This is a genomic window from Mycobacterium sp. MUNTM1, from assembly GCF_054660795.1.
In genome coordinates this window covers 49,792-64,739 of the sequence record NZ_BAAGDE010000017.1, presented here as the reverse complement: position 1 = coordinate 64,739, position 14,948 = coordinate 49,792, and the positions used below count along the sequence as shown (strand labels likewise).

Below are 14,948 nucleotides of genomic sequence, written 5' to 3'. Positions count from 1 at the left end.
TCACATACGAGTCAACGTTCAGTCAAGGTTTCTGACGGAATCCTCATAACTGAGGCATACTGCTGGAGATGAGAGCGATGCCCGATGGTCAGACGCCCAATCGCTTGGTGCGGCGCAAGCAGCGCACCCGTGCGGCGCTGGTGAGCGCCGCCCAGCGGCTCATCGCCGAGGGCAAGGTCAACGTGCCGGTCTTGGAGATCACTCAGGCCGCCGACGTCGGGATGGGTTCGTTCTACAACCACTTCGACAGCAAGGAGCAGCTGTTCGACGCGGCCGTCGCCGACGTGCTCGACGCGTACGGGGCGATGCTGGACCGGCTCACCGAATCCATCGACGACCCGGCGGAGACGTTCGCCACCAGTTTCCGGCTGACCGGCCGGCTCTTCCGGCGGCGCCCGCAGGAGAGCCGGATCCTGTTGGCCAACGGATTGGCGCTGTTGTCCTCGCCCAATGGGCTGGCGCCACGCGCGCTGCGCGACATCAAGGCGGGGGTCGAGACCGGCAGGTTCACCGTCGACGATCCCGAGCTCGCCCTCGCGATGGCCGGGGGTGCGTTGCTGGGGCTGGGCAACCTGTTGCGAGACCAGCCGGACCGCGATGACGCGGAGGCCGCCGACACGGTGACCGAAAGCGTGCTGCGGCTGTTCGGCCTCAGCGCCGCCGAGGCACGCGCGGTGTGCCGGCGTCCGTTGCCCGACAGCGTCTTTGGCGCGACTTAGGCATCGCTACGCGTGCATGCCCAGACCGGCGACCGTCGCGACGGCGTCGACCGCGAATGCGACGCTCCTTCCAACCGCGCCATCATCACCGGTCGCGCCGGGACTGGTCCACCGCACGTGTGCGGTGCCGGTGACGTGCAAAGTGGCGCCGGTAGCAAAGTCCAGGAACAGCAACGCGGCTTTGTCATCGACGGCTAGGTTGCCATAGCTGTTGAACATGTTGTTGCCCGGGAAATCCGGCCACCGCAGCCGGTCCGGCGAGTCGACTCGGACAAATCCGGGTGGGCCGCCGCGGTGTGACGCATCGCTACCGCGGGTGGGGTGGCTTGTGCCCAGGAAGAACGTGTCGGACGTTGCGATCATCGCTTGATCGGAGGGGCCGAGAACCGCTGCGCGTCCCGGGCGTTTCAAAGCGGGTGCAGCAAGACCGACGACATCGATCGCGCGGCGGTGAATGTATTTGGGACAGTTGCCGTACGACTGGTCGACGTGGACGGTCATGCCCGTATTGTCGGCGCCGGCAAGCTGGCCGTTTATCCGTAGCCTGCGGCGGGTGGCGAAGTCGATGGCGATCAGTCCGACCTGTTGACCGATCTGGATGTCTCGCAGGGGATCCCCCTCACGGGGAGAGGTCCCTACGCGCAAGACTCCGTCTTGACCGTGGAGAAAGCCCGGCGGCCCGGCCAACGGCGAGACCCAGAGGACGCCGTTGTGGTCGCGTCCGGTCAGCGCGGCGAACCGCTGTGACGCGACGAAGCGTGCGGCGCCTTCGGACAGACCCGACGAGTCGAGCATGCCCTCGAGCCGGCGGGCCTCGGCTTCGACCCCGGCTCGGCGCTGCATCGCGAGTTCTCCCTCGTGAAACCCGGTGGCGGTCATATGCTTCGTAACAACGTCACCGCCACGATCCTTCCTGGCGGTACCGACGAGCCCAGTGGCGATTACGCCAGGCGTCAGGCCTTGCGGCCTTGCTGCGCCGCCTGCGTACGAGGCGCGGAGCGGGTGGCGGGGCGAAACGCCGCCAGTAGCGCTCCGACCGCGAAGATCACCGCGGTCAGCCACGGTAAGTGCCCATCGGGAGCGAAGCCCTCGGCCGCGATCATGGACAGCGCGTATGCCGCCATCGCGCCACCGGCCAGCATCACCGGCTCGACCCAGCGCTCGGTGAGCGGGACGCCGAGCAGCGGCAGGGGAGCGGCGAAAAGCCTTCGTGCCCAGAACAGCAGCATCATCTCGACCGCGGTCACGATGCTGAGGATGACCACCCATTCCAGCCGGGCCAGCCACCAGTCCGCGCTGCCTTCGGGCGGCTGCGGCAACAGCCCGGCCGGGTAACCGACGATCGCCACGATCACGACGGGAATCATGTGCCACAGGTAGAGGGCCATGATGTTGTTGTTGGCGACCGACAACGCGCGCTCGACGCGGATGGCGCGTAGCGCGCGGTTCAGCGCGGGCGCGACCGCCATCGCGATTCCGGTTTGGGCGCACCCGAACGCCAACAGGGCCACGGTCGGTGGTGTCGTGTTGTCGATGGTCTGTCCGGGAACGCCGATCATGCTGACCGGATAAATCTTCAGCCAGACGAGCAGCGCCAGCGCCACCGCGGACACGCAGGCCAGCAGCGAGGGTTTGCGGCCGGCTAATGACCCACCGTGCCAAGCGATCCCGAGCTGATACAGGGTGCCCCAACCAAGCAGATAATTCACCCAGTTGAGGTAGGGCAGGTGCCCGGCGAGCCGGGCGACATCCACCGCCGCGACGGCCAGCGCGAGAACCGTCGGCACCAGCAGTCCCCAACGGCGTTGTGCGGCAATGGCAATCGGCGTCAGCGATACCACCACCAGATACACGGCCAGGAACCACAGGTGCATCGCCACCGCCCAGCCGGCGTACTCGAGCACCGAGCCGGCCACCCCGAGGGCGCCCAGGATCACCACCACCAGCGACACCAGCACGACGTACACCGCCGTCGGCCCGAGGACTCGCGCCATCCGATGCTGCACCCAGGTTCGGCGCGAAACGCCGTCGGTGTCGTGCCGATGGGTCCAGGACACCGCGGCGGCGTAGCCCGCGACCAGGAAGAATGCCGGCACCGCCTGGAAGGGCCACGTCAGCCACTGGGTCCAGGGCAGGTCGACGAGCGGGTTCTGTCGGCCGAATTGTCCGTCGTGGTAGGTCACCGAGCCGGCCAGCCAGTGCCCCAGCACGATCAGCACCACGCCCGACACCCGGTAGTAGTCGACCGCCAGATTGCGGGCCGGACGCGGGGTGTTTGCGCGGTCCATCAGATCGGGGGAAGCTCGACGCGATACACAGCGCCACGGTACCGTCCAGCACCCAGCGGGGTCTCGCGCAACCGCAGAACAGGAGACATCCCATGAAATCGGCCCAACTCGCCGAATTACAGGTCGGTCGCCTCGGATTGGGCGCTATGGGGATGTCGGTGGCCTATGCCGGCGCGGGCAGCGACGACGCCGAATCGATCCGCACCGTGCACCGCGCCATCGACCTGGGCGTCACGCTGATCGACACCGCCGAGGTCTACGGGCCGTATGTCAACGAGGAACTGCTGGCCCGTGCCCTGCAGGGGCGACGCGATCGAGTAGTCCTGGCAACCAAATTCGGCCTCATTTCGCATACCGGCCGCGACGGCCTCGACAGCAGCCCCGCCAGCATCCGCGTCGGCGTGGACGGTTCGCTGCGTCGCTTGGCGACTGACCGTATCGATCTGTATTACCAGCACCGCCTCGACCGCCAGACCCCGATCGAGGAGACTATCGGTGCGCTGGCCGAGCTGGTCGCCGCCGGGAAGATCCGGCACATCGGCCTGTCCGAAGTCGGCGTGAACACCATTCGTCGCGCCCACGCGGTACACCCCATCACGGCTGTCCAGTCGGAATATTCGCTGTGGACCCGCGACCAGGAAGACGAGATATTGCCGGCGCTGCGCGAGTTGGGGATCGGGTTCGTCGCCTATTCGCCGTTGGGCCGTGGCTTCCTCACCGGCGCCATCCGCTCCACCCGGGAGCTGCCCGACACCGACTACCGCAAGACCAATCCGCGGTTCTTCGACGACAACTTTCAGCACAACCTGCGCTGCGCGGACGAGGTGCGTGACATCAGCGCGGACGTCGGCGCGACGCCGGCTCAGGTCGCCCTGGCCTGGCTGCTCGCGAAAGGCCCTGACATCGTGCCCATTCCGGGAACCAAGCGGGTCACGCGCCTGGAAGAAAACGTCGGTGCCGACGCCGTGGAACTGACCGCCGACCAACTGGCCAGACTGGATGGGCTCACCCCACCCACCGGAGGGCATCACGCCGATGCGCAAATGGCCTGGATCGACCGCTAGTCGCGTTAGTCGACGCTCGCCAATGCCGCTGTGCCGTACTTCTTTTCGATCAGCGACCACGGGTCGGCGTAGGGGCCGCGTCCCTCGAGCCGGCGCTGAACGATCAGAACCAGACGCAACGCCGGCCGCAGCACCGGGGCGAGCACCCGCAGCAGCAGGCGTAGACGGCCCTGCGATTCGGCCATCCACGCCAGCGTCTGGCTCCAGTCGTGCTCCTGAAAGTCCAGCAGGGCCTGCGCTTCGGTGGTGTCGTACCAGCCGGTGAAACTCCAGCCGCGGTCGTCGGCGGGGTCGCCGGGCAGGCTCGCCGACGGGCCCAGCGGGCCCAGGCCGAAGGCCTGCATCATGCTGTCCTCGAGCCCGCGCTGCGTCAGCACGTAGGACTCGTTGCCGCCGATGAGCACGACCTTGCCGGAAATGGTGGCCTCGCGATCGACCCCGTTGGCGAACGCCAGCGCCACGTCGCGCGCGTCCACCGCATGCATGCGGTTGTCACCCGGCATCGATCGCATCAGCAGCAGCGAGTCGCTGTTGACGGTCGTGTGGGTGTCCGGCGAGATGACGCCGCCCAGCCGAAAGAGCGCGTACGGCAGTCCGCTGCCGCGGATGGCCGCCTCGGCGAGCACCTTGTCCTGGCCGTACTGATCGATGGGGTTCACCGGGGTGTCCGGGGTGATGCGCTCGGGCTGACGGTAGGGGTTGCGCGATCCGTAGACCGCGGCGCTGGAGGCCATCAGGAACAGCGGCGGACGGGGGAGCGCCGAGCAGGCCGCCAAAAGGTTTTCGGTCCCACCGACATTGACGCGCCGGGCCAGCGCGGGCTTGCGGTACGACAGCGGGGAGACGACGGCGGCCAGGTGTACGACGGCCCCGGGGTTGTGAGCCGCGACGAGCTCGTTCACCGCCTCGGCATCCAGGAGATCGGTGTATGCGGGAATCAGCGTCCCCGGCCGCCCGCCGGCGGCGAGTTCTTTTTCGGCGGCGACCGTGTTGTCGTTGCGCAGGTCCATCGCGACGACGGTCCGTCCCCGCTCCAGCAGGATCTGCGTGCAGCGCTTACCGACCTGCCCGAACGCGCCGGTGACCAAGACGGTGTCGACTGTCATGGGTGCGTCACCGATCCATCAGGCGGCCGGCGATCCGGCCGATCGCCGTGCGAACCCGGGGGGAGACGTAGATCGAGAAGAACGGCGTCACGATGTCCTCGCGGAGTCGAGTTAGCTTGGAGCTCTTGATAAGCCACTGGCCGGCGATGTTCTCGTAGGTCTCGTGGTAGTGGCCGTAGCCGACCAAGGTTACCCCGGGGCCGAATCGGACCACGTCTTGCAGTGCCCATATGCCGCGCGCCGTCGTCGTCGAGGTGAGCTCGATTTCGGGGGTGTGCACCTGGTGGGCGGTGGGCTGCGTGGGGCGGCCGAGGGCCCGGCGGGTGAACGCTACGAAATCGTCGGCGCCGGCGATCACCTTGCCCCCGGCTTCGGACGTGTCGCTGACGAAGTCGTCGGCGAAAATCGTCCGCCATGCCGCCCAATCCTTGCTGTCCAGGTGGCGACAGTAGCGGGCTTTGAGCTGCTTGATGGATTCGATCGCCGGCAGCGTCTCGGCCACCAGGCCCTGCGCGCGCTCTGTCATTGCGGCTCGATTCTTTCGGTACCCGTCCCGGCGTGACGTTTCACTGGCGAAGTGTAAACCCGTCACCCCTTGAAGTAGACGATCTGATGTGTGGTGGCCAGCAGCCCGCCGTCGCCGGTCCACACTTTCGCGCTCTGGTCGAAATAGCCGCGGGAAAAGCGGTTCGCGTGCGCGGAGGCCAGCACGAAGTCGTTGTGAAGCGCGTCGAGTTGGGCCTGATCGGCGTGGAAATACGTGGTCAGCGAGATGGTCCCGGACGGGACGAAGCTTCCCCGGCGCAGGAACACCCGCGGGTAGAAGATGTCGCACAGTGCGGCGAGTGCCGGGTAGTCGACGGGGCGTCCCGTGCCGTCGCGGACCCACAAGGTGGAGGTCGATGACGGGCTCGGATCCCCGCCCTTGCCGGGCATGGCGCCCTCGACGTAGCGGGTGTCATAGAGGCTGGTCCATCGAACGAGGCCCGGATCGACCGCGGGCACCTGCTCGGGCGGCGGCGCGGTGGGCGGGTGGCTCTCCGTGTCGGCCCAGCTCTCGCGCCGGAGCGCGAAGATCGCGGTCGCCGTCGTCTTGACCACGCCGTCCTGGCTGAGTTCGACGATCCAGTGCTGATTGGTCCGATTGGTGCGCGCGGCGCGCAGCGTGATGTCGAAGTCACCGTCGGCGATGGGAGCGGCGTAGTTGACGGTCAGGGCCAGCGGTTCCCCGAGGCGATCGGGGTGCGCCTCGACGGCGCGCAGCATGACGGCGGCGGTGATCCCTCCGAAAGGTCCGACCATGTTGGCCCACTCCGGGTGCGTGCGTCCGCGCCTGACGTCCGCGCCGATCGGCTCGAGCCGGAGGGCTTCGTCGAAGGGATGTGTATCGGTCATAGTGATCGACCGCAGATTACTTGCGGGCGGCGGCGCTGCGGGACACGGGGCATGTTCAACTCCAGCCTGGACGGAAACAAAACACCCGACGCGCGATCGACTTCCACGAGGGCGACAAGATCGATGAGAATGCGTCGACGGCGCTCATTCGCGCCGCGGTGGCATTGAACCGCTCCTAACGACGCCAACCTGTACACCCGCATGGCCGTGCTGTACAGTCGCCCAGCACAAGGTCGATGCTCGAACGAGAGGCCATCGGTGTGACTTCCGAGTCGGTCGAGGAATTTCGGAACCGGGCCAGGGCCTGGCTGGCCGCGACCATGCCACGACTCGATCCGGCCAAGGCGGCGCAGCTGGAGCGCGATGAGCTGCCGTCCTGGCACCGGGCTCGCGAACTGCAAAAGTTGCTGTGGGACGGCGGATTCGCCGGGATTTGTTTCCCGCGCGAGTATGGCGGGCTCGGACTGAGCTACGAATACAAAAAGGCGTTCGACATCGAGTCCCAGGGGTATGAGACTCCGCTCCTGCTCAACGTGCCGTCGTTCGCCATTTGCTGCGCAACGATTCTCGACATGGGCAGCGAGGAGCAGAAGCGCACGCACATCGCCGCGGCGTTGCGCGGCGACGAGGTGCTGGTGCAGCTGCTGTCCGAGCCCAACGGCGGATCGGATCTGGCGGGCGTCATCACCCGCGCCGAGCGCCGGGACGGGCGATGGATCATCAACGGCGCCAAGACCTGGAGCACGTGGGCCTTCGCCGCCGACTACGGCCTGTGCCTGGCCAGGACCAACTGGGACGTGCCCAAACACGATGGGCTGACGATGTTCCTGGTGCCGCTGCACCATCCCGGCGTCACCATCAACCGCATCCAGCAGGTCAACGGGTCCATCGAGTTCTGCGAGGAGTTCTTTGACGACGTCGACGTGGGCGACGACGCGGTGGTGGGTGAACCGGGCAAGGGTTGGGACGTCGCGTCGCGACAGCTCTACCACGAGCGGCGCACGATGGGGGACGGCTCGGAGTACACCAGCGGACCGGGAATCGCTGAGGCCCACGATGTTTCGGTCGACCTGATAGCGCTGATCGAAAGGACGAACCAGGCCGGGAACCAACGACTCGAGGAGATGGTCGGCCGGGCGCTGGTGCACCGGGCCGTGCATGGCCAACTCAGCGAGCATGTCTTCCACGCGGTGGCCGGCGGAACCCTGCCGCCCGCGGCCGGGTCGATCATTCGGCTGTACATGGCCGAGGTGCACGACGTCGAGACCGATACCGCGCTGGCCGTGGCAGGCCCGGCGGCCGTGGTCGACGACGAGGGCGGGCTGGTCGATGTCGGGACGCGCTATCTGGGCCGCCAGACCGCCAGCATCGGCGGCGGTACCACCGAGATGGCGCGCAATGTGATCGGCGAGCGGGTGCTGAACTTCCCGCGCGAGCGTGCCGACGACCGCGGTGTGCCTTTCAACCAGGTGCGGCGCGGCAAAAGCTAAGGAGGCGAACGGAATTGAGTGGTCAACTTCGTGACATCCGAGAGTTGATGGGTGACTCCGACGCCTACCGCGACGAGCTTTATCGGCGATGGACAGGCCTGCTGAGCTACCGCTACATCGGTCGCAAACATTCGTCGATGAACCTGGGGGAGACCGACGACACCGTCACCATCCGTCGCGACATGCGCAACGAAGCGGGCGGAATCATGGTGGCGCCGTTGGCCATTTCCTCCCCGGAGGGCTGTCAGACCGACATGGTCGCGGTGCCCAACCCGGTCATCGCGTCGGTACAGATCGTCGATCCCGGCTACGACGTCGCCAGGATCGAGATCGTTGGTTCGGGCATCGTGCACCAGGGCCGCACCATGGGCTACGGGCGCTGCACCATCGTCGACGCGGACAACCCGAGCCGGGTGATCGCCTTCAACGAGGGGCAGGGCGCGATCATCGGCATCCCGCCGGAAGGCCTGGACCGCATGGACGTTTCGGGCACGGAGCTGGTGATCGAGGACTCGCCCGAGCTGCCGCCGCTGTGGCAGGCCTTCGGTGCCAGCCGGCGGGGCGACGGGCACTGGATACTGCCCGAGCTGAGCACCGAGCTCGCGTCGCCGGATGCCGCGCTGCACATCGGACCCCAGCACGTCGTCCTCGAAACCGCGGCGATCGACCTCGCCGCCGAGGTCGCCGGGACCAAGAAGCTGCAGGTGGTCAGCTGGCATGTGATGTTCATGTCGCGTGGCAAGGTGGGGCCCTTCCGGGTCGAGGGCACCGCGCATCCGGGCGGACCCGGGCGCGTCGGCGTGCGCATGCTGTTGCACGACGAGGGCAACGCCGACAAAGCGGTCACCTCGGCCGCCGCGGTCTTCGACATCGTCGGCTGAGCCGGCGGCACCCAGCGGTCATTTGCTCAGCGACCTAGTGACGTACGGCACTAGCCAGTCGTCACCGTCCCGGTCCACGCTCAAGAAGTGCGGGAAAGGAGTTTTCGATGATCGAGGTGCTGCCGGACATGCCGGACGGCGTTACCGGAATCCGCGTGTCGGGCCGGCTTCGAGGTGATGAACTACGCGAGATCAGCCCCATCCTCGATGCGACGCTGAAGACCGGTGAGATCAGGATCGTGGAGGTCATCGCGCCCGATTACGAGGGCTTCGGGCCTGGTGGTCTCGTCGAGGATCTCAGGCTGGGCTTGCGCACCGTCCTGCCGCATCATTCGGCTTTCAAGCGAATCGCGGTCGTGTCGGATAAGGAATGGGTCGCCCATACCTTGCACGCGCTCGCGTGGATGGTCCCGGGCGAGCTCGCGGTCTTCGGGCTCGGCGAGCTGGAGCGTGCCAAGTCCTGGGCCGCCGGCTGAGGCCTGGAAATTCGATGTCGCGCTTCTCGCGGTTTGCCGGCATCACCCGCTTAAAACCCCTTTTTAGCAGCGCAATTCGGCGAACTTGTGATGGATGCCCGCGTAAAAGCTCGGTGAGCAACCCCAGGCTGCACTCGGTTTGGACGCCGGTGATTGTTGCCTGGCCGTAGAGTTGACCGACGACAACCTTCCGCTGCGGAAGGGTGACGCGAAGGAGCGGGGTGGCCATGCAGGTCAGTATGTTCGGGCAACTCAGCGGGTCGGGCAGCGAATCGCCGATCGACGCAACGATCGCCAACCTCGCGATGCTTCGCGACGAAGGCTTCAAACGCGTGTGGATGAGCCAATTACCTTACGAGCCAGACCTTCTCACGATCCTGGCCATCGCGTTGCACGAGGTCGACACGATCGAGGTGGCCAGTGGTGTGGTGCCCATCCAGAACCAGCATCCGATGCAGATGGCTCAGCGCGCCCTCACGGTGAGCCTGGCCTCGGGCGGTCGGTTCACGCTCGGGCTGGGCATGACCCATCAGGCGGTCACCGAAGGGATGTGGGGCATCCCGTGGGACAAGCCGGTGCGCAGGCTAAACGAATACCTCGACGGGCTGCTGCCGCTGCTGGCCGGTGAACGCGCCGACGCGACGGGGGAGACGGTGACCACTCGCGGCGCGCTGCTGATCGCGGGGGCACCGCGGCCCGACGTCTACATCGCCGCGCTGGGTCCCCAGATGCTCAAGCTCGCGGGGCGGCGCACGTCGGGGACCTGCACCTGGATGACCGGCCCCGCGACCCTGGCCGGGCACGTCGCGCCGACGTTGCGCCAGGCCGCCGCCGATGCCGGACGCGAGGGTCAGGTGCGCGTCGCCGCGTCGTTGCCCGTCAGCGTCACCGACGATGTCGACGCCGCCCGCAAGCAGGCGGCCGAGCAGTTCGCCATCTACGGTCAGCTGCCGTCGTACCGCGCGATGCTCGACCGCGAGGGCTACGCGGGGCCGGAGGACGCCGCCATCATCGGCGACGAGGACACGGTCCGCGGCCGGCTCGACGAGCTGCGTGCCGCGGGTGTCGACGAATACGTGGCCGCGGCCTTCGATCCGTCGCCGGAGGGCCGGGCGCGCACCCGGGCGCTGCTGCGCGCGTACGACTCCTGACCCGAAGAGATCGTCAGCCCCAGACGTTCGGGCTATGGCCATACATTGCCCGCGGTACGTATGGTGCATAGACGAACTCAGACGACAGGAGAACGCAGTGGCGGAACGGTTGGCGGGCAAGGTTGCCCTCGTCAGTGGGGGTGCCCGGGGGATGGGCGCATCGCACGTGCGGTCGCTGGTCGCCGAGGGCGCCAAGGTGGTGTTCGGCGACATCCTCGACGACGAGGGCAAGGCGGTGGCGGCGGAGGTCGGTGACGCGGTTCGCTACCAACACCTCGACGTCACCAAGCCCGAGGACTGGGACGCGGCGGTGGCCACCGCCCTGGGCGAGTTCGGCCGCATCGACGTGCTGGTCAACAACGCCGGCATCATCAACATCGGCACGCTGGAGGATTACGCGCTCTCGGAATGGCAGCGCATCCTCGACATCAATTTGACGGGCGTTTTTCTCGGCATCCGCGCCGTGGTCAAACCCATGAAGGAAGCGGGCCGAGGATCGATCATCAACATCTCCTCGATCGAGGGCATGGCGGGCACCATAGCCTGCCACGGCTACACCGCAACGAAATTCGCCGTTCGAGGTCTGACCAAATCGGCCGCGCTCGAACTGGGCCCGAGCGGAATCCGAGTCAACTCAATCCATCCCGGACTCATCAAGACCCCGATGACCGATTGGGTTCCCGACGACCTCTTCCAGACGGCGCTGGGCCGCACGGCCCAACCCGTGGAAGTCTCCAACCTCGTGGTCTATCTGGCCAGCGACGAGTCCAGCTACTCCACCGGCTCGGAGTTCGTCGTCGACGGCGGCACCACCGCCGGCCTGGGACACAAGGACTTCTCCAACGTGCAGACCGGCGAGCAGCCGGACTGGGTTACGTAGCGGCGGTTACCGATTCGCGTTCCTTGGCCGGTTGGGGCCAAGGCGACGGAACGGGCCGCTGACGGACCCGTTGCGGCCACCAGAACCACTTGCCCAGCAGCGCAGCGATGGACGGTGTCATCAGCGACCGGACAATCAGGGTGTCGAACAGCAGACCCAGTCCGATCGTGGTGCCGACCTGCCCGATCACCGTCAGCTGGCTGACCGCCATCGTCATCATCGTGAAGGCGAACACCAGCCCCGCCGAGGTCACCACCGAACCGGTGCCGCCCATCGAGCGGATGATGCCGGTGTTCAGGCCGGCGTGGATCTCTTCCTTGAACCGGGCCACCAGCAGCAGGTTGTAGTCGGCGCCGACGGCCAGCAGGATGATGACCGACATCGCGAGCACCATCCAGTGCAACTCGATGCCGATCAGGTGCTGCCAGATCAGTACCGAAAGCCCGAAGGACGCGCCCAGCGAGAGCAAGACGGTTCCCACGATGACCGCCGATGCCACGACTCCTCGCGTGATGATCAGCATGATGATGAAAATCAAGCAGAGCGAGGCGATTCCGGCGATCAACAGGTCGTAGGTGTTTCCGTCGCTGAGGTCTTTGTAGATCGACGCGGTACCCGCGAGATAGATCTTGGAGCCCTCCAGCGGGGTGCCCTTCAGCGCTTCGTAGGCCGCCTTCTTGATCAACGGGATGTGCGAAATGCCTTCCTGCGACATCGGATCGCCGTCATGGCTGATGATGAAGCGCACGGCATGCCCGTCGGGGGAGATGAAGTTCTTCATGCCCTTTTTGAACTCTTTGTTGTTGAACGTCTCCGGCGGCAGGTAGAACGAGTCGTCGTTCTTGGAGGCGTCGAACGCCTTGCCCATCGCGTTGGAGTTCTTCTGCGCCTCGTTCTGCTGATCCTGCAGACCCTTCTGGGTCGAATACATGGTCAGCATCGTCGTTTTCATGGCCTTCATGTTTTCGAGCATCGAGGGCATCAGCGCCACCATCTGCGGCATCAGGGTGTCGAGGTGATCCATGATGGGCAGCAGGCTCTGGATGTCGTCGGTCATCGTGTCGATGCCGTCGAGCGCGTCGAACACTGAGCGAAGAGACCAGCACACCGGGATGTCGTAGCAGTGCTTCTCCCAGTAGAAGTAGCTGCGCATCGGGCGGAAGAAGTCCTCGAAATCCGCCATGCGGTCTCGCAATTCGTTGATGTCGATGGTCATGTCGTGCATCTTTCTGACCATGATGTGCATGTCGTTGGCCATCTGTGCGGTGATGCTCGACATCTTTTCCATGCTGTCGATGGTCGTCTGCATCATGTCGGCCTGATGCAGCATGTCGGCCATCTGATCTTCCTGGTACTTCTGGTTCATCTGCTGGGTGACGCCCTGCATGCTGATCTGGAACGGGATCGAGGTGTGCTCGATCGGCGTGCCCTGCGGGCGGGTGATGGCTTGCACGCGACCGATTCCCGGCACCCGAAAGACCGTCTTGGCGATCTTGTCGATCACCAAAAAGTCCGCCGAGTTCCGCAGATCGTGATCGCTCTCGATCATCAACACTTCGGGATTCATCCGCGCCTGGGAGAAGTGCCGGTCCGCGGCGGCGTAGCCCTCGTTCGCCGGCAGGTCCGCGGGTAGGTAGTTGCGGTCGTTGTAGTTGGTCCGGTAGCCCGGCAGGGTCAGCAAGCCCACCAGCGCGATCCCGATCGTCAACACCAGGATCGGCCCGGGCCAGCGGACGACGAGCGCGCCGATCTTGCGCCACCCGCGAATGCGTTGCGTCCGTTTGGGTTCGAGTGTCTTACCAAAGCGCGTCGCCACCGAGATCACCGCGGGACCCAGCGTCAGCGCCGCGCCGACCACCACCACCATGCCGATGGCCAGCGGAATACCCAGCGTCTGGAAGTACGGCAGGTTGGTGAAGTGCAGGCAGAATGTCGCCCCGGCGATGGTCATACCCGATCCGAGCACCACGTGGGCGGTGCCCTTGTACATTGTGTAGTACGCCTCTTCGCGGGTCTCGCCGACGGCCCGGGCTTCCTGATATCGGCCTATCAAGAAGATCGCGTAGTCGGTGGCGGCCGCGATCGCCAGGGTGACCAACAGGTTCGTGGCGAACGTGGAGAGCCCAATGATGTTGAAGTAGCCCAGGAAAGCGACCATGCCCCGCGCAGCGGACAGCTCGAGTACCACCATCACCAGCGTCAGTAGCACCGTGATGATCGAGCGATAGACCAACAGCAGCATGCCGATGATGACGGTGAACGTGGCCGCCGTGATCAGCTGCAGGCTGCGGTCACCGGCGGTGTGCTGGTCCGCTGACAGCGCTGCGGGCCCGGTGACGTAGGCCTTGACCCCCTTGGGGGGCTGCACGCTCTTGACGATCTGCTGGACGGATTCCACCGACTCGTTGGCCAGGGCCTCGCCCTGGTTACCGGCGAGGTAGACCTGGACGTAGGCGGCTTTGCCGTCATTGCTCTGAGCGCCCGCCCCGGTCAGCGGATCGCTCCACATATCCTGAACGTGTTCAACGTGTTTGGTGTCGGCGTCGAGCTTCTTGACGATCTGGTCGTAGTAGGCGTGCGCGTCGGCGCCGAGGGGATTCTGGCCCTCGAGGACGATCATCACCGAGCTGTTGGACTTGTATTCGTTGAATATCGCGCCCATGCGTTTGGTCGCGACCACCGATTGCGCATCGTCGGGTGCCATTGACACCGAACGCATCTTGCCGACCTCGTCCAGTTGCGGGACGACGACGTTGAGCACCGCGATGAGCGCGATCCAGCCCACGATGATCGGCACGGCCAGCGTGCGGATGATCCGGGGGATCTTGTCATGCACGGGTTCTTTGACGACGGGGAGTGCGTCGGTCCGGGTGTCGTCGACTGTTGTGCTCATGCGGATTTCACCAAGCAGAAGGTCAGGGCGTGCACGCCGTGGGTGATGTTCTCGGCCTTGACTTCGTCATCGATCGTGATGCGGCAGCCGAGGGAATTGCCATCGCTTTGTGCTGACAGGTTCGGGAACACCGAGGGGGCGGTGGTGCTCAGGACCAGCGTCCACGGCAGCGGCGCGCCGTCGATCCGTCGCGGATCGGCGGACAGGTCCAGGTAGTTCACGTTGGCCTGGCTGGCCGAGCCGAAGACCTCGTATTTGACGACTTTGGGCTTGAACGGCTTCGAGTCATCGAGCCGCGGGCTGCTCATGATGCCGGTGTCGTGGGCACCGAAAAACGATTTCACCCTGACGACCGCAAAGCCGCCGACCACCACGACCGCCACGATCAACAGTGGCAACCAGGCGTTGCGCACAAGTCTCGATATCTGCACCTAGGTGGTCCCTTCCCCGTCACGCGGTCGTGACGTGGATCAGCGTTTGCGCGACCGGAAATCGTGGGCGGGTGAGTGCCCACAAGTCGCGTTGCTCAACAACGAAGTACGTCGATTGCTACGGTTCGCGCGCGCTGGAGCGTCAAGCGCGGTGAATGCTGCCCACCCACACCG

Annotated in this window: 14 protein-coding genes and 1 pseudogene; 8 read left to right on the top strand and 7 right to left on the bottom strand. The window is 65.8% G+C overall.

Going from position 1 to position 14,948, the window contains the following annotated elements; translation table 11 throughout:
- The first annotated feature begins 77 nt into the window (after window positions 1–77).
- Complete coding sequence (locus ACYQ8K_RS12270; protein WP_459969324.1) at window positions 78–719, top strand: TetR/AcrR family transcriptional regulator; 642 nt, start codon at window positions 78–80, stop codon at window positions 717–719.
- Between the two features lie 6 nt (window positions 720–725).
- Here ACYQ8K_RS12270 and ACYQ8K_RS12265 read toward each other — a convergent pair whose 3' ends face one another.
- Window positions 726–1,598, bottom strand: coding sequence for a pyridoxamine 5'-phosphate oxidase family protein (locus tag ACYQ8K_RS12265; RefSeq protein ID WP_459969241.1), 873 nt, complete (start codon window positions 1,596–1,598; stop codon window positions 726–728).
- A gap of 74 nt (window positions 1,599–1,672) precedes the next feature.
- Complete coding sequence (locus tag ACYQ8K_RS12260) at window positions 1,673–3,007, bottom strand: acyltransferase family protein (RefSeq protein WP_459969239.1); 1,335 nt, start codon at window positions 3,005–3,007, stop codon at window positions 1,673–1,675.
- Between the two features lie 92 nt (window positions 3,008–3,099).
- Here ACYQ8K_RS12260 and ACYQ8K_RS12255 point away from each other — a divergent pair, with 92 nt between their 5' ends.
- Complete coding sequence (locus ACYQ8K_RS12255; protein ID WP_459969237.1) at window positions 3,100–4,071, top strand: aldo/keto reductase; 972 nt, start codon at window positions 3,100–3,102, stop codon at window positions 4,069–4,071.
- 5 nt (window positions 4,072–4,076) lie between these two features.
- Here the strand turns inward: ACYQ8K_RS12255 and ACYQ8K_RS12250 are convergent, their stop codons facing one another.
- The 3 genes from ACYQ8K_RS12250 to ACYQ8K_RS12240 form a co-directional block, all read right to left on the bottom strand.
- Window positions 4,077–5,177 carry an NAD-dependent epimerase/dehydratase family protein gene (locus tag ACYQ8K_RS12250; RefSeq protein WP_459969235.1) on the bottom strand — a complete coding sequence of 367 codons (1,101 nt, stop codon included), beginning with the start codon at window positions 5,175–5,177 and terminating at the stop codon, window positions 4,077–4,079.
- Window positions 5,178–5,184: 7 nt separating this feature from the next.
- Window positions 5,185–5,703: a nuclear transport factor 2 family protein gene (locus ACYQ8K_RS12245; protein WP_459969233.1), complete on the bottom strand. Its 519-nt coding sequence runs from the start codon at window positions 5,701–5,703 to the stop codon at window positions 5,185–5,187.
- Between the two features lie 62 nt (window positions 5,704–5,765).
- On the bottom strand, window positions 5,766–6,572 hold the full coding sequence (locus ACYQ8K_RS12240; RefSeq protein WP_459969231.1) for an acyl-CoA thioesterase: 807 nt from the start codon (window positions 6,570–6,572) through the stop codon (window positions 5,766–5,768).
- A gap of 48 nt (window positions 6,573–6,620) precedes the next feature.
- On the opposite strand from ACYQ8K_RS12240, the pseudogene ACYQ8K_RS12235 reads away from it, so the two are divergent.
- The 6 genes and pseudogenes from ACYQ8K_RS12235 to ACYQ8K_RS12210 form a co-directional block, all read left to right on the top strand.
- A pseudogene (locus tag ACYQ8K_RS12235) lies at window positions 6,621–6,751 on the top strand (DUF1801 domain-containing protein); the annotation flags it as partial.
- 81 nt (window positions 6,752–6,832) lie between these two features.
- Entirely contained in the window at window positions 6,833–8,062 is a 1,230-nt protein-coding gene (locus ACYQ8K_RS12230) for an acyl-CoA dehydrogenase family protein (RefSeq protein WP_459969322.1), read from the top strand.
- A gap of 14 nt (window positions 8,063–8,076) precedes the next feature.
- Entirely contained in the window at window positions 8,077–8,943 is an 867-nt protein-coding gene (locus ACYQ8K_RS12225) for a hypothetical protein (protein WP_459969229.1), read from the top strand.
- Between the two features lie 107 nt (window positions 8,944–9,050).
- The gene (locus ACYQ8K_RS12220; protein ID WP_459969227.1) at window positions 9,051–9,419 is read left to right on the top strand and encodes a SpoIIAA family protein; all 369 of its coding nucleotides are present in this window, start codon (window positions 9,051–9,053) and stop codon (window positions 9,417–9,419) included.
- A 227-nt stretch (window positions 9,420–9,646) separates the two neighbouring features.
- Window positions 9,647–10,570, top strand: a complete 924-nt coding sequence (locus ACYQ8K_RS12215) for a TIGR03564 family F420-dependent LLM class oxidoreductase (RefSeq protein WP_459969225.1) — start codon at window positions 9,647–9,649, stop codon at window positions 10,568–10,570.
- 97 nt (window positions 10,571–10,667) lie between these two features.
- Entirely contained in the window at window positions 10,668–11,450 is a 783-nt protein-coding gene (locus ACYQ8K_RS12210; protein ID WP_459969223.1) for an SDR family oxidoreductase, read from the top strand.
- Here the strand turns inward: ACYQ8K_RS12210 and ACYQ8K_RS12205 are convergent.
- Window positions 11,443–14,343 (bottom strand): MMPL/RND family transporter, encoded by a 2,901-nt coding sequence (locus ACYQ8K_RS12205; RefSeq protein ID WP_459969221.1) that lies wholly within the window; start codon window positions 14,341–14,343, stop codon window positions 11,443–11,445. The genes ACYQ8K_RS12210 and ACYQ8K_RS12205 overlap by 8 nt on opposite strands.
- Window positions 14,340–14,774 (bottom strand): MmpS family transport accessory protein, encoded by a 435-nt coding sequence (locus tag ACYQ8K_RS12200; RefSeq protein WP_459969219.1) that lies wholly within the window; start codon window positions 14,772–14,774, stop codon window positions 14,340–14,342. Before ACYQ8K_RS12200 ends, ACYQ8K_RS12205 begins: the two co-directional genes overlap by 4 nt.
- Window positions 14,775–14,948 lie beyond the last annotated feature (174 nt).

What these genes read in the sequence shown, in the direction of transcription:
- ACYQ8K_RS12270 (WP_459969324.1), top strand. Translation starts at nt 78, where the DNA reads ATGCCCGATGGTCAGACGCCCAATCGCTTGGTGCGGCGCAAGCAGCGC.
- ACYQ8K_RS12265 (WP_459969241.1), bottom strand. Translation starts at nt 1,598, where the DNA reads ATGACCGCCACCGGGTTTCACGAGGGAGAACTCGCGATGCAGCGCCGA.
- ACYQ8K_RS12260 (WP_459969239.1), bottom strand. Translation starts at nt 3,007, where the DNA reads ATGGACCGCGCAAACACCCCGCGTCCGGCCCGCAATCTGGCGGTCGAC.
- ACYQ8K_RS12255 (WP_459969237.1), top strand. Translation starts at nt 3,100, where the DNA reads ATGAAATCGGCCCAACTCGCCGAATTACAGGTCGGTCGCCTCGGATTG.
- ACYQ8K_RS12250 (WP_459969235.1), bottom strand. Translation starts at nt 5,177, where the DNA reads ATGACAGTCGACACCGTCTTGGTCACCGGCGCGTTCGGGCAGGTCGGT.
- ACYQ8K_RS12245 (WP_459969233.1), bottom strand. Translation starts at nt 5,703, where the DNA reads ATGACAGAGCGCGCGCAGGGCCTGGTGGCCGAGACGCTGCCGGCGATC.
- ACYQ8K_RS12240 (WP_459969231.1), bottom strand. Translation starts at nt 6,572, where the DNA reads ATGACCGATACACATCCCTTCGACGAAGCCCTCCGGCTCGAGCCGATC.
- ACYQ8K_RS12220 (WP_459969227.1), top strand. Translation starts at nt 9,051, where the DNA reads ATGATCGAGGTGCTGCCGGACATGCCGGACGGCGTTACCGGAATCCGC.
- ACYQ8K_RS12215 (WP_459969225.1), top strand. Translation starts at nt 9,647, where the DNA reads ATGCAGGTCAGTATGTTCGGGCAACTCAGCGGGTCGGGCAGCGAATCG.
- ACYQ8K_RS12205 (WP_459969221.1), bottom strand. Translation starts at nt 14,343, where the DNA reads ATGAGCACAACAGTCGACGACACCCGGACCGACGCACTCCCCGTCGTC.